At 69.1% G+C, this 13,360-nt stretch carries 14 protein-coding genes; 5 read left to right on the top strand and 9 right to left on the bottom strand.

Annotated elements, in window-relative coordinates:
* Positions 1-10: 10 nt before the first annotated feature.
* From ABB22_RS00315 to ABB22_RS00305, 3 genes are all read right to left on the bottom strand, one after another.
* The gene (locus tag ABB22_RS00315) at positions 11-976 is read right to left on the bottom strand and encodes a beta-ketoacyl-ACP synthase III (protein ID WP_055767764.1); all 966 of its coding nucleotides are present in this window, start codon (positions 974-976) and stop codon (positions 11-13) included.
* A gap of 88 nt (positions 977-1,064) precedes the next feature.
* The gene (gene rpmF, locus ABB22_RS00310; protein WP_055767762.1) at positions 1,065-1,259 is read right to left on the bottom strand and encodes a 50S ribosomal protein L32; all 195 of its coding nucleotides are present in this window, start codon (positions 1,257-1,259) and stop codon (positions 1,065-1,067) included.
* Between the two features lie 106 nt (positions 1,260-1,365).
* Positions 1,366-1,875: a YceD family protein gene (locus tag ABB22_RS00305; protein WP_055767760.1), complete on the bottom strand. Its 510-nt coding sequence runs from the start codon at positions 1,873-1,875 to the stop codon at positions 1,366-1,368.
* Positions 1,876-1,989: 114 nt separating this feature from the next.
* On the opposite strand from ABB22_RS00305, the gene ABB22_RS00300 reads away from it, so the two are divergent.
* Positions 1,990-2,562 carry a Maf family protein gene (locus ABB22_RS00300; protein WP_055767756.1) on the top strand — a complete coding sequence of 191 codons (573 nt, stop codon included), beginning with the start codon at positions 1,990-1,992 and terminating at the stop codon, positions 2,560-2,562.
* Positions 2,563-2,581: 19 nt separating this feature from the next.
* Here the strand turns inward: ABB22_RS00300 and ABB22_RS00295 are convergent, their stop codons facing one another.
* Together ABB22_RS00295 and ABB22_RS00290 are read right to left on the bottom strand one after the other, a co-directional pair.
* Positions 2,582-3,895: a hypothetical protein gene (locus ABB22_RS00295; protein WP_152983971.1), complete on the bottom strand. Its 1,314-nt coding sequence runs from the start codon at positions 3,893-3,895 to the stop codon at positions 2,582-2,584.
* A gap of 48 nt (positions 3,896-3,943) precedes the next feature.
* Positions 3,944-5,791: an ArnT family glycosyltransferase gene (locus ABB22_RS00290; protein ID WP_055767751.1), complete on the bottom strand. Its 1,848-nt coding sequence runs from the start codon at positions 5,789-5,791 to the stop codon at positions 3,944-3,946.
* A gap of 40 nt (positions 5,792-5,831) precedes the next feature.
* Here ABB22_RS00290 and ABB22_RS00285 point away from each other — a divergent pair, with 40 nt between their 5' ends.
* The 4 genes from ABB22_RS00285 to ABB22_RS00270 all read left to right on the top strand — a co-directional run bounded on the left by ABB22_RS00285 (position 5,832) and on the right by ABB22_RS00270 (position 10,308).
* The gene (locus tag ABB22_RS00285) at positions 5,832-6,782 is read left to right on the top strand and encodes an AAA family ATPase (protein WP_055767747.1); all 951 of its coding nucleotides are present in this window, start codon (positions 5,832-5,834) and stop codon (positions 6,780-6,782) included.
* Between the two features lie 13 nt (positions 6,783-6,795).
* Entirely contained in the window at positions 6,796-7,740 is a 945-nt protein-coding gene (locus ABB22_RS00280; protein ID WP_235504284.1) for a DUF58 domain-containing protein, read from the top strand.
* A 67-nt stretch (positions 7,741-7,807) separates the two neighbouring features.
* Positions 7,808-9,784, top strand: coding sequence for a transglutaminase TgpA family protein (locus ABB22_RS00275; RefSeq protein ID WP_055767741.1), 1,977 nt, complete (start codon positions 7,808-7,810; stop codon positions 9,782-9,784).
* On the top strand, positions 9,781-10,308 hold the full coding sequence (locus ABB22_RS00270; protein WP_055767738.1) for a Slp family lipoprotein: 528 nt from the start codon (positions 9,781-9,783) through the stop codon (positions 10,306-10,308). Before ABB22_RS00275 ends, ABB22_RS00270 begins: the two co-directional genes overlap by 4 nt.
* 122 nt (positions 10,309-10,430) lie before the next feature.
* Here ABB22_RS00270 and ABB22_RS00265 read toward each other — a convergent pair whose 3' ends face one another.
* From ABB22_RS00265 to ABB22_RS00250, 4 genes are all read right to left on the bottom strand, one after another.
* Positions 10,431-11,690 (bottom strand): hypothetical protein, encoded by a 1,260-nt coding sequence (locus ABB22_RS00265; RefSeq protein WP_055767736.1) that lies wholly within the window; start codon positions 11,688-11,690, stop codon positions 10,431-10,433.
* A gap of 97 nt (positions 11,691-11,787) precedes the next feature.
* Positions 11,788-12,141, bottom strand: a complete 354-nt coding sequence (locus ABB22_RS00260; protein WP_055767733.1) for a histidine triad nucleotide-binding protein — start codon at positions 12,139-12,141, stop codon at positions 11,788-11,790.
* A 204-nt stretch (positions 12,142-12,345) separates the two neighbouring features.
* Positions 12,346-12,945, bottom strand: a complete 600-nt coding sequence (gene recR, locus ABB22_RS00255; RefSeq protein WP_055767730.1) for a recombination mediator RecR — start codon at positions 12,943-12,945, stop codon at positions 12,346-12,348.
* A 93-nt stretch (positions 12,946-13,038) separates the two neighbouring features.
* Positions 13,039-13,359 (bottom strand): YbaB/EbfC family nucleoid-associated protein, encoded by a 321-nt coding sequence (locus ABB22_RS00250; RefSeq protein ID WP_055767728.1) that lies wholly within the window; start codon positions 13,357-13,359, stop codon positions 13,039-13,041.
* Between the last annotated feature and the right edge of the window lies 1 nt (position 13,360).

Genomic DNA, 13,360 nt, shown 5'->3' with positions numbered 1-13,360 from the left:
ATCCGGTATATCAATAGCGCAGCAGCGCCGAACCCCAGGTGAAGCCGCCGCCGAAGGCTTCCAGCAGCAGCAGCTGGCCACGCTCGACCTTGCCGGAGCGGATCGCGTGATCCAGCGCCAGCGGCACCGAGCCCGCCGAGGTATTGCCATGCCTGTCCACGGTCACCACCACCTGCTCCATCGACATATCCAGGCGCTTGGCCGTGGCTTCGATGATGCGCAGGTTGGCCTGGTGCGGGATCAGCCAGTCCAGGTCGGACTTGTCCAGGCCGTTGGCCTGCAGGGTTTCGTCCACGACCGAGTCCAGCGCCTTGACGGCGTACTTGAACACGTCGTTGCCCTTCATGGTCAGCTTGCCGGGCTTGTCCAGGCCAGTGGATACGCCGACCGGGTGCCACAGCAGTTCCTTCTTGGTGCCGTCGGCATGCAGATGGGTACTGAGGATGCCGGTGTCCTCGTCGGCCTTGAGCACGACGGCGCCGGCGCCATCGCCGAACAGCACGCAGGTGGTGCGGTCGTTCCAGTCGACGATGCGGGTCAGGGTTTCCGCACCGATCACCAGTACGTGCCTGGCGTCGCCGCTGCGGATGAATTTGTCGGCCACGCTCAAGGCGAACAGGAAGCCCGAGCATGCCGCATTGACGTCGAACGCCGCCGCGCCGGCCGCGCCGAGGCGCGCCTGGATCAGGCAGGCGGTGGACGGGAAGATCAGGTCCGGCGTGGTGGTCCCCACGACGATCATGTCCAGCTGCGACGGCTCGATGCCGGCCGCTTCCAGCGCGCGCAGCGCGGCGTTGTAGCCAAGGTCGCCGGTCGTCTCGCCATCGGCGGCGACGTGCCGCTCGCGGATGCCCGTACGCGACTGGATCCACTCGTCACTGGTGTCGACGATCTTGGTCAGATCCTCATTGGTCAACACCTTCTCGGGCAAATAGCTACCGGTGCCCGCGATCCTCGAGTAGATCCGCTTGCTCATGCTGGTTCCTGTTGCGCGGGCCGGCTCTGCGGCAGACCCGGAAGAATCGGTGCGACGGCCGCCGCATGGCGGCGGCCGTCGCCGCGAATCAATCTTCTTCGACGACCGAGGTCTTGGTCGCGATCACCTTCTTGCCGCGGTAGAAGCCGTCGGCGGTGATGTGGTGACGCAGGTGCACTTCGCCGGTGGTCGGGTCGGTGGACAGCTGCTTGGCGCTCAGCGAGTCATGCGAACGGCGCTGGCCGCGGCGGGACGGGGTAACACGGGATTTCTGCACAGCCATGGGATTGCTCCAAACTCGGTTCGTTCGTTTCGTCGTTGCAGTGCGCGGGATGCTGACATCCGGCACTGGTTTTGCTTTCGCCGCAGCCGCCGACGACAACCGGCTGCTATTGTTTCTTCAGCGCCGCCAATGCCGCGAACGGATTGGCCTTGCCCAGTTCCTCGCTGGTCGCGGAGAAGTCGCGTTCGACCGCCTCGCTCCCCGGCGCCACCGGCACTACCGGCACCGCCATCACCAGCTCGTCCTCCACCAGATCCAGCGGCCGCAGGCTGCCGTCTTCCGGCACCAGCAGCGCTTCGTAATCCGGCGGAAGCGCCTGTTCCTCGTCTTCGTCGCGGACCAGGCCCAGCCGCTGCACCATGTTCACCGGCAACAGGAAACGCTGCATGCTGCGCTGGCAGACCAGCGGCAGCGCGGCATCGATGGTCAATTCGACATAGGCGACCCGCAGGACCTCGTCGCGACCGAACTCCAGCGCATAGCTGCACTCTCCTTCGGCATCGGCGACCAGCCCCTGCAGGCGTGCCAGTGCGGACAACGGCACACGGCCTTCGAAGCGCCTGCGCGCTGCGACCATCCGCCAAGCATCCAGCAATTCGGGCACGTTCGCGGACATAAGCTGCAGAATGTTAAGGACAGGCCAACCCGCTGTCAAATCCACTCCGCCGGCCATTGCCACGAAGGCGCCGGGAACGCAGACTCGATACGGCTTCCACGCCGGTATTCTCGCATGTCAGCCCTGATTCTCGCCTCCACTTCCCGCTATCGGGCCGAACTGCTGTCCCGCCTGCGGATACCGTTCAGCTGCGCGGCCCCGGAGGCGGATGAAACCCCGCTTCCCGGCGAACCGCCCTCCGTGCTGGCCGCGCGGCTGGCGCAGGCGAAAGCCGCGGTCGTGGCCGCGCGCCACCCGGGCGCATGGGTCATCGGCTCGGACCAGGTCGCCGAGCTGGGGGGTGCGCCGCTCGGCAAGCCCGGCACCCGCGCAGCCGCCTGCTCGCAGCTGGCCGCGATGTCGGGCCGCGAGGTGCTGTTCCATACCGCCATCTGCCTGAGCAACGGCGAACGGCACCTGCAGGCCGCCGACCTGACCCGAGTCCACTTCCGCACGCTGCACGCGGACGAGATCGAGCGCTACGTCGAGGCGGAACTGCCGCTGGACTGCGCCGGCAGCTTCAAGTGCGAGGGGCTGGGCATCGCGCTGTTCGAGGCGATCCACAGCGAAGATCCCAGCGCATTGGTCGGCCTGCCCCTGATCGCGCTGTCGAACCTGCTGCGCCAGGCGGGATATCGCCTGCCATGAACGCCGGGGTGCAGGGCATTCATTCCGGCGTCCGCTCGAATGGCGCGAAACCGTATTGCCGCCAGATACCCAGCAATTCTGGAGCTGTCTGGTCCCTTCCCGGCCCGTAGGCGCGTTCCAGCAACTGCGGATCGTAGTCCGGATACTGGCTCACGATCTGCCGGGCATAGGCATTGGCGTTGCGTGACACGCCAATCGCCTTCTTGGTCATGTGCATGGCGTTGAACGTGGCAATCACCGCAGCCAACAACAGCAATGGCCGCAACCATCGGCGCCAAGCAGGCCGTTCGACCATCGCCGGCAGCACCAGCATGAACCAGCCGAACCAGAACAGGATCGAGTAACTCACGTAGCGGGTCATGAAGCCATGCTCCACTCCGAAAGGAGCCGCACGCCCCCAGGCCGTCAACAGCGCCGCACCCATGGCGCAGGCCATCAGTGCCAGACAAGGCAGCAAACGCTGCCGTGGCGCACGCCACGCCACGACTGCCGCCACTAGCAGCGCCACTCCCAGCCACGGCAATGCCAATGGCTGCGCGAAATGCAGCAGGCCGCTGCCCAGGTAATTGCCCGCATACAGCAAGGCATCGCCAAGGTGCGGCCGCGCAATGGCCTGGCCAGCATGATCCCAACGCATCCACGCCACCAGCCCGGCCAGCGCCAATAACCAGAACGACACGCCGATTGCCCGCCGCAACCAGCTCCAGTCCGATCGCGACAGCAGCAAGGCTACCGCCACCGGGAATACCGCCAACGTCGTGCCAAACGACATGACGCCGAGCACTGCGGCCACCAGGCTCGCCACCCATCCGCTCCAGCGCAGGCTGCTCGCCGTCAAAAGGACCACCGGCACCACCAGGCCTGCCAGGCTGATGAAGACGGCAACCTGCCACCCCCATTGCAGGTTGATCAGATGTCCCGGATAGAACGCCAGCAGTCCCACCACGAACCACCATCCGCGCGCCAATCCGCGCGGCAGCACACGGCTCGCCAAGCGCAACAGCAGCATTGCCACACCCACCATCAACAGCGCACTGACCAGGCAATCCAGCCAGGGCCGCCCATGCGACAACCAGGTGGTCAGCAGCAAGACCGCATAGGCCGACGTATGCAGATGGCTGCCGTCATGCACCCGCCAGAACCCGGATGAAGACACGTCCCCTTCCAGCCAGGCGCGATAAATCGGCACCAGATCGATGTGGTCCCACAGCGGCAACCCGATGTGCAGCGCCAGCGTGGCCGCCACCAGCAGCAGTGCCCCAACAATGCTCCAGAGGCGCGCCTGCCGGCGCGTCACCTGCGTTCCGCTCAATGCCTCCATGTCATCCCCCAAGTCTCGACACCTGCCTTCGAACCCAAGCCGGGCAACGCCGCCGATGCGTCAGCGCGCCGGAACCTCGAACGGTTGCTCCTGCCATTCCTCGACGCTGCCATCGCGCCCACGCAGCCGCAGCCCAAGCCAGTGTCTGCCGGGCGCCAGCGCAGCGCCATCGAGATGCGCATTGAAGCCGACCTTCGGATGATACGGATCGGTGGATACCTTCCAGTAGCCGGTGACATCGTAGTCCGCTCCGTAGTCGGCCACGGCCACGACCTTGCCATCCACCAGCACATCGACGCCGGCCAGCCCCACGCCATCCTTGAACGCCCAGCCCTGCACGTCGACAACACCCCTCACCACAGCGTCCGGTTCCGGCATATTGACCCAGGCCATCGCCGGGGTGACGCAGGCTCCCTGCTGCTTTCCGGCCGGCAGCCGGAACAGCAGGAAACGCTGGTAGCCATGGTCGGTGGACACGACGCGCGGTGGCGGCAGCGGCCCCACCAGCGCGCACACCTGGTGGTAGCGCGCCAGCAGGTCGCGATAGCGCTGGTCGCCCGGCGCCAGCACCAGCAGCCGCTGGCCTGGATGCGGGTCTTCTCCGATCAGCTTCCACAATGCCAGCTGCGCGGTACGTCCGTGCTTGTCGTTGAGCGGATGCGGCAGTACATGGATGGACGCATCGTCGCGCAGGAATCCCAGCTCGGCGCCAACCTTGAAGCTGCCGGCCACCACCCGGGTGCCTTCCGGCATGCCGGCCAGTTCCTCGCGCACCGCATCGGCCAGGGGCTGCCAGCCGGCGAAATTGCGCGGGTAGAACTTGTTGCCGGCCAGCTGCTCGCGCAGCGCCGGCGAAGCGGCGACCAGGTAATAGCCGAACGCGCAGACCACGCCGGCCAGCGCCAGCACCCAGGCGAGCCGCCGCCAGAGGCGTGGCCAGCGGCCAAGGATGAGCGGCACCGCTACCAGCAGGGCGAAGTAGCCCGGCAGCGGCCAATGGAAACTGATGCGCTCCACGTCGGTGAAGAACCCGAGCAGGAAGATGGCGAGCGTGGAGACACCGCCCACCAGCGCGAAATAGCGCCATTGCACCGGGTGCGGGCCCGCCGGCAGCGGGCGGATGCCGGCCACACATGCCTGCCACATGGCGATGCATAGCAACGGCGTCACCAGCAGCGGTTGGATGGCCAGGAACCACAGCCCGCTGCTCTGGAACGCCCAGGGATGGCGCTCGACCAGCTGGAACTTCAGGCCCGCGTCCTGGTTGTCCAGGTTCCAGGCCAGCAGCGGCAACCAGGCGACGATGCCGACCGTCAGCGCCACCCATATCCGTGCATCGCGCAGCGTGCGCCGACCTTCCGGCAACAGCAGCAGCGCGATGAAACCGACCCCGATCACGCCGATGAAGCGGTAGTGGCTCAGCGCCCCCAGCACCAGCCCGGAGGCCAGCATCAACGCGCTGCCCGCATCGACATTGCGCAGCAGGCGGGCGCCGGCGTCGAGGCAGAGCACGGCGGCGAACGCCATGGGCACGTCGGGCACCGCCAGGATCCCCAGCGTCGCCGAGAGCGGCATCAACAGCGTGAGCGAGCCGGCCTGCCAACCGAACCGCGCTCCGAACCAGCGTGCGGATATGCGCACGACCATCCACGGCAGGAGCGCCCCCATCACCAGGAACGGCAGGCGTATGCCGAAGGCGTGATGGCCGGCCAGCTCTTCGCCGAAACGCGTCATCCACGCGGTCAGCGCCGGCAGGTCCGAATAGGCGGCTGCCAGATGCCGGCCCTCCTGCCAGTAGAACGCCTCGTCGACGAACAACGGCAGGCGCGCGGCCACGACCGCCTTCAGCGCCGTGATCACCACCCAAAGCACGACGAACGCATTGCGCGCACGCTGACCCACCTGCATTGCCGCTTACACTCCCTTAGACCCCTGATCCGAGACGACCATGGCTCCGATGCCGTCACGAAGAATGCTAACCGATGTCGCCTTCAAGGCTTTGCAGCAGGCGCAGGACCAGGTCAACGCCCTGCTGCTGGGCAAGACCGCGGAGGTAAGGCTGGCGTTCGTCGCGCTGCTGGCCGGCGGCCACCTGCTGATCGAGGACCTGCCCGGGCTGGGCAAGACCACCCTCGCCCATGCCATGGCCTCCACGCTGGGGCTGCAGTTCCAGCGCGTGCAGTTCACCTCCGACCTGCTGCCCGCCGACGTGCTGGGCATCTCCATCTACGAGGCGGAAAGCCGCGGTTTCCGTTTCCATCCGGGGCCGGTGTTCAGCAACGTGCTGCTGGCCGACGAGATCAACCGCGCGCCGCCGCGCACGCAGAGCGCGCTGCTGGAAGCCATGGCAGAACAGCAGGTGACGCTGGATGGCACCACCCATGCGCTGCCCGATCCGTTCTTCGTGATCGCCACGCAGAACCCGGTGGACATGTCCGGCACCTTCCCGTTGCCGGACTCGCAGCTGGACCGCTTCCTGCTGCGGCTCACCCTCGGCTATCCCGATGCCGGCGCCGAACGCGCGCTGCTAGCCGGCGCCAGCCGCCGCGACCTGATCGCACAGACGCTGCCCAGCCTGTCCGAACAGGACATCCGCGACCTGCGCATGGCCGTCGAACAGGTCCATGCCAGCGATGCGCTGGTCGACTACGTGCAGCGCCTGCTGGCGCGCAGCCGCCAGCAGCCCGGCATCCGCGTCGGCCTGTCGCCGCGCGCCGGCATCGCCCTGCTGCGCGCGGCCAGGGCGCATGCGCTGCTGGCCGGCAGGGAACACGTGCTGCCGGAAGACGTGCAGGCGTTGTTCATCGCCGTGGCCGGGCATCGTCTCGTCGCCGAAGCGGAGTCATCCTCGGGCGCGGCTCTGGCCGCGACTCTCCTGCATGGCGTCCAGGTCGACTGACGTGCCCGCCTGGCTGCACGCCCGCCTGCAGGCCCTGCAACGACTCGCGCGGCCGCGCCGGCCCGAATCGCTGCCGGTCACGCTCGATCGCCATCGCATCTACGTCCTGCCCACCGGCTTCGGCCTGTTCCTCGCCGCGCTGCTGGCGGTGATGCTGCTGGGCGCGCTGAACTACAACAACAACCCGGCACTGCTGCTGGCCCTGCTGCTCGCGGCCACCGCGCTGGCCAGCGCGCTGCAGGCGCATCTGCAGTTGGCCGGGCTGCGCGTGGAGGCCGCATCGGCCGAGCCGGTGGCGGCCGGCATGCCGCTGCGGCTGCGCCTGGCGCTGGCCCGCAATGACCGCCGACCGCGTCGCGGGCTGCAGGTGGCCCGCGGTCCGGCCACGGCCTGCGCCGACCTCGCCGAGACCGACCGCACGGAAATCGACCTGTGGCTGCCCACCGTCCACCGCGGCTGGCTCGACCTGCAGCGGATCCGCCTGTCCACCACCCAGCCGCTGGGGCTGGTGCGCGCCTGGAGCTGGGTCTGGCCGGCGGCGCCGGTGCTGGTCTATCCCGCTCCGGAACATGCCGCTCCACCGCTGCCCGACACCGGCAGCGCCTCGCCCCGTACCCGCCAGCACCGGCTCGGCGACGAACTGCAGCAGCTGCGCCCCTACCGGCAGGGCGACGCCCGACGCACCATCGCCTGGAAACACTCGGCCCGCCGCGACACCCTGCTGGTGCGCGAATACGAACGTCCCATCGGCTCCGAGCTGCTGCTGGACTGGCATGCCCTCGGCCCGCTGCCGCATGAGCGCCGCATCGCACGGTTGGCGCGCTGGGTGGATGATGCCGAACGCGAGGGCCGCCGCTATCGCCTGCTGCTGCCGGGCCAACCGCCCCTGGGACCGGCCACCGGCGATGCCCACCGCCACCAGTGCCTGCGTGCGCTGGCGTTGATGCCCGACGCATGAAGAAACGACAGGACAGCCGTTTTTCACGGCAACGCAGCCCGAAAAGCGGCGCACGGGGAGGCGCGCCATGAACGGCGCGGCCGCTCTTCCACCGCTGAATCCGGCCGCACGCGGCTGGGCGCTGCTGACCACCGCGCTGGCCCTGTTGCCACTGCTGCTGCAGTTGCCCACCACGCTGGCCGGCGTGTTTGCCGCGATGGCGCTGATGGTGGCTGCGCTGTCCTGGCGACGCCGGGTTCCCCTGCCGCTGCGCCTGTTGCTGGTGGCCACCATGCTGGTGGCGATCTACTGGCAGATGGGCGCTTCGCCGGGCCGCGACACCGGCTGCGCGTTGCTGGCGGCGATGCTGGCGATCAAATCCAGCGAACTGCGCACCCTGCGCGACGCGCGCAGCCTGCTCGGCTTCGCCCTGTTCGCCCCGTTCGCCGCCTTCCTGCTCGACCAGGGGCCCGGCACCCTGCTGCTGGCGCTGGCGGCGGTGGTCTGCGCCCTGCTCGGCCTGCAGCGCCTGGCCGACGCCGAGACCGGCACGGCGCCGCGGCCGGCCGCCTTCCAGTTGCGGATGGTCGGCCGGCTGCTGGCGGTCGCATTGCCGCTGGCGCTGTCCGCCTTCTGGCTGCTGCCGCGGCTGCCGACACCGTTGTGGGGCATCCCGCAACGGGCGGCAGGACAACCCGGCCTGTCGGACACGATGGCGCCGGGGCAGTGGCTGGACCTGATGACCGACGACAGTCCCGCGCTGCGCGTGCAGTTCGCCGGCGCGGCCCCCGCGCCCGAGCAGCGTTACTGGCGCGGACCGGTACTGACCCGCTTCGACGGACGCACCTGGACACGGCTGGAAAGCCAGCGCCGCGCCGCGCCGCCGCCTGTCGCCACAGCGCCGCCGCAGTGGGACTACCAGATCGAGTACGAACCCACCGAACGGCGCGAACTGGTGGCGCTGGACCTGCCGCTGGCTGCGCCGGACGAAACCGGCCTGGACGCCGACTACACCCTGGTGAGCGCCCGCCCGTTGACCGCACTGACCCGCTGGCACCTGCGCTCCGCGCCGCCCGCGCGCTTCCAGCCGGACCTGCCGCCCGCCCTGCGCGAACAGGCCCTGCAGCTGCCCGCCGGGTTCAATCCACGCACGCTGGCGCTGGCACGGCAATGGCGCCGGGATGCCGGCACCGACGACGCGGCCATCGTCCGCCGCGCGCTGCAATGGATCGGCCGCGACTTCAGCTACACCCTGAGCACACCGCTGCCCGGCCGGCACGGCGCCGACGAGTTCCTGTTCGACTGGAAGGCCGGCTTCTGCGAACACTTCAGCTCGGCCTTCGTGGTGCTGATGCGCGGCGCCGGCATCCCCGCCCGCGTGGTCACCGGCTATGCCGGCGGCACCCGCAACCGCTACGGCGGCTACTGGCTGGTGCGCAGGATGGACGCACACGCCTGGGCCGAGGTCTGGTTGCCGCAGCGCGGCTGGACCCGCGTCGACCCGACCGCGGCGGTAGCACCCGAACGCATCCGCGACACACTCGAAGACCGCCTGGCGCGGAGCGGTGCCGGCGGCGCCGGGCTGGACATCGGGGCGCGCTGGCTGCAGCTCGCGCAGGCCGGCGACTGGCTGCGCCGCAACTGGAACGGCATGGTCCTGTCCTTCGATGCGCGGCGCCAGCAGCAGTTGCTGCGCCCCTTCGGCATCGAGCGTCTGGAGCCGGCGCAACTGATCGGGCTGCTCGCCACGTTCGCGCTCATCGCCGTCGCCGCCATGGCCTGGCTGCTGGCGCGCGGCGAGCGCGAACGCGATCCGCTGCTGCGCGCCTGGCACCGGCTCGATCGCCGCTATGCCCGTCTCGGCCTGGGCCGCCATCCGCACGAACCGGCGGGCAGCTGGGCCGCGCGCGTGGAAGCGGCGCGTCCCGGCAGCGGACTGGTACTGCTCAGCCAGCGTTTCAGCGAGACGCGTTACGCTGGCGCCTCGTCGGACCTCGCTTCATTATTGCGTGACCTGCACAGGCACCGCCCTCAACCCGGAGTACCAACCGGAGCACGAACATGAAGACCCGCATCCTCCTCACCCTCGCCGCCAGCCTGGCCCTGGCCGCCTGTGCCACCGCTCCCAAGCCGCTGCAGGGACAGTTCAGTACGGTGTCCCCGCGCGATACCGTCGCGCAGAAGCAGACCGGCACGCCGGTACGCTGGGGCGGCCGCATCATCGAGACGCTTCCCGGCCAGGGCGAAACCTGCTTCCAGATGATCGCCCGCCCGCTCAATGGCAACGGCCGCCCGAGCGCCACGTCCGCCGATGCCAGCGATGGCCGCTTCCTCGCCTGCCGCGCCGGCTTCTACGATCCGGCGGTATTCGAGCCGGGCCGCGACGTGACCTTCATCGGCCGCATCGATGGCTACCAGACCACCAAAATCGGCGACTACGACTACCCGCTGCCGAAGATCGCCGCCGACGTGGTGTACCTGTGGCCGGTGCAGCGCGAGGTCGAAGTGGTGCCGGCCTACCCGTATGGCCCGTGGGGCCCGGGCTGGGGTCCCGGCTGGGGCTGGGGTTGGCGCGGCGGCTGGTGGTGACCGGCCGGGCGTGATCCCGCACGTGTGACGAACAGACAGACGCCGCCTTCGGGCGGCGTCTTTTTTCGATCGGCGATGGCCGTCCGGGGAAAGGCGGACCCGCCGGCAGCTCCAGGCGGGGATCAGTCCTGCGCGCGGATCGTCCAGTCGCCAGCCCGCGCGCCCGGCACCAGCACCCAGCCCGGCTTCAAGGCCAACGACCAGCCATCCCCCTTCAGGCCACCGGCAGCCGCCTGCGCGCCCGCGTACTGCACGGACAGGCGCGACCAGTCCGTCGAAAGCAGGCCATCCTTCTCGACCTCCAATACTCCCCAGGCCGTTGCCGCGCGGATGGTTGCATAGGCCGCGCCCTCCGGCGGCAGCGGCGTCACCCTGTTGGGGTCGAAGCTGAAACTGGCGCCCTCCACCGGCGCCACGAGCACCGGTCCATCGACCAGGCGGGCGCGCAATGCCGCCACGACCGTGGCCTGCCTGACGGCCCGGGCGGTTTCTTCGGCCCGTATTCCGTCCATGCCGTAACGCGCCCCGCTCTGCGCGAAGACCGCATCGTCGGGAGAAACCCTCAGGCCAAGGGCCGATGCGAGCATCGCCGGCAAACCATCGCGCCGGTTCCAGTCTGTCCGCCAGCCCGGCGACGCGCTGTCCAGCAGTACCCCATAGGCGGGCCCCGTGTAATAGGCGAAGGAACGGGCATAGGCGGCGACGCCGTCGCCTTTGCGCAGGTGATCGGCCAGATGCGCGGCCATCGCGGCGTCCTGCGACAGGAGCCGGCCGGTGTACTCGGCGATGCCCTCGTGCCGCTCCATCGCGTCCTCGGCCGGCCGCGCCTCCGGGAACCGTGCCTGCCTCCAGGCCCGGAAGGTCAGTGCATCCCGTGTCGCGCGCAGCCGGTCTTGCGGATCCGTGGCGGCGACGGCGGCCGCCAGCGCGCGCAGCTCAAGGCGCAGCGACAACCGTCCCTGTTCCGTCTCCAGTTGCTCCTGGTCGGCGTGGACCGCCGCCAGGCCGACCTGCCCCTGGATGCGGTGCCAGGCTTCATGCATGAGCAGGATCGAAAGCGCCGGCTCCCCTTGCGGCAGGGGCAGCATCAGCATGGTCCAGGTGCGCCCGTTCCATTTCACCGCGGTGTTGGCGACCGGAACCGTATCGGGCAGGCGTCCACGGAAGATCGCCCCGTCCCGCTCAAGGGAAGTCTCGAGCCCGTCCATGTTCGCCATGAACCGCCGCGTCGCCGGATCCGCCAGCAGGGTGGGACCGCACAGCTCCGCACCCCACGCCTTTCCCGCATCGGCCGTGCACAGCGCCTGCATGCGCTGGAAGGCCGCCGTCGCCACGGCCGGCTGCAGTGGCGCCTGTGCCATCGCGGCGGCCGATACGGCCATCGGCAGCGCCAGGCAGAGATATCGGCGGACAGTTCGCCGCATCGTCAGTCCTCCCGCCAGGCGGAAACAGAGCCCGCGCACCGGCAGCAATGGCCGCTCAAGCCGCGCCGAAATGCCCCAGCGGCGCGCCGGCCAGCAGGTGCATGTGGATGTGGAATACCGTCTGCCCGGCGTCCTCGCGGCAGTTCATCACGATGCGGTAGCCGTCCTGCGCGAAACCTTCGCGGCGCGCGTATCCGGCCGCGGCCAGCGCCAGTTTGCCGATCAGGTGCGCCTGCGCCGGCTGCAGGTCGTCCAGGGTCGGGATGACCTCGTTCTTCGGGATGAAGAGCACATGCACCGGCGCCTGCGGCGCGATGTCCCTGAAGCCCAGCACATCCTCGTCTTCATAGACGATGGCGGCTGGAATCTCGCGGCGGATGATCTTGCCGAATATCGTGTCGTTGCTCATGGCCTGCCTTGGAAATCGGGACTGGCGGGAGCTTAACGCAGTGGCCATCGGTACCGGCCAACGCATGCCCCCCCGCGATGAAGCCTTGTCGTCAGAGCTTGATCGCGCACTGGAGTGCGCTCCTGCCGGGCAGTAGCAGCTGCTGACGGGCAACCCCGCATCCGCGGCCATCCATGCAGCTGCCGGCCAACGACCGGCACTGCCTCAATCGTGGATTTCGCTGCGGCTGCCGAAGGCGTGCGAGAGCGTGCCGCGATCCACGTACTCCAGCTCGCCGCCCAGCGGCAGTCCCTGCGCCAGCCGGCTCGGACGCACCTTGTGGCGGCGCGCCAGCTGCGCCAGATAATGCGCGGTGGCCTCGCCTTCGACGGTGGAGTTGGTGGCGATGATCAGCTCGGTGACCTCGCCCTGCGCCAGCCGCGCTTCCAGTTGGTCGAGGCCCAGTTCGCGCGGACCGATGCCGTCCAGCGGCGACAACCGCCCCTGCAGCACGTAATACAGGCCGCGATAACTGGTGGCGTGCTCGATGGCCAGGCGGTCGGCCGGCGATTCCACCACGCACAGCGTCTGCCGTTCGCGGCTGGCGCTGGCGCACAGCGGGCAGACCGCTGTCTCGCTGAAATCGCGGCACTGCGCGCAGTGGCCAATCCGTTCGATCGCCTCGGCCAGCACGGCGGACAGGCGCAGGCCGCCATCGCGCGCGCGTTCGAGCACGTGGTAAGCCATGCGCTGGGCGGTCTTCTGGCCGACGCCGGGCAACACCCGGAAGGCTTCGATCAGTTGTTCCAGCAGCGGCAGGCTCATCGCGTCGTGCTCATCGTCGAAACCAACGCGCGAAGCCCGTGGGCTTCGCGGCGTGGATGGAACAGGCGGCCGGGCAAGGCCGGCCCGCCGTCATCAGAACGGCAGCTTCATGCCCGGCGGCAGCTTCATGCCGGCCGTGGCCGAACCCATGCGGCTCTGCGATTCGCTGTCGATCTTGTTGGAGGCATCGTTGAACGCCGCGGCGATCAGGTCCTCGACCATTTCCTGGTCGGACAGCACCGACGGGTCGATGCGCACCTTGCGGCACTCCTTGGTACCGGTGAGGGTCACGCTGACCATGCCGCCGCCGGCGCTGCCGGTGACTTCCAGCTTGGCCAGTTCTTCCTGGGCCTTCTGCAGGTTTTCCTGCATCTTCTGGGCCTGTTGCATCAGTTGGGCGATGTTGCCGCGCATG

This window comes from Stenotrophomonas nitritireducens (genome assembly GCF_001431425.1).
GTDB lineage: Bacteria > Pseudomonadota > Gammaproteobacteria > Xanthomonadales > Xanthomonadaceae > Stenotrophomonas > Stenotrophomonas nitritireducens.
Note: the sequence above shows the minus strand (reverse complement) of the source record. Positions and strands in the feature narration are given on the sequence as shown.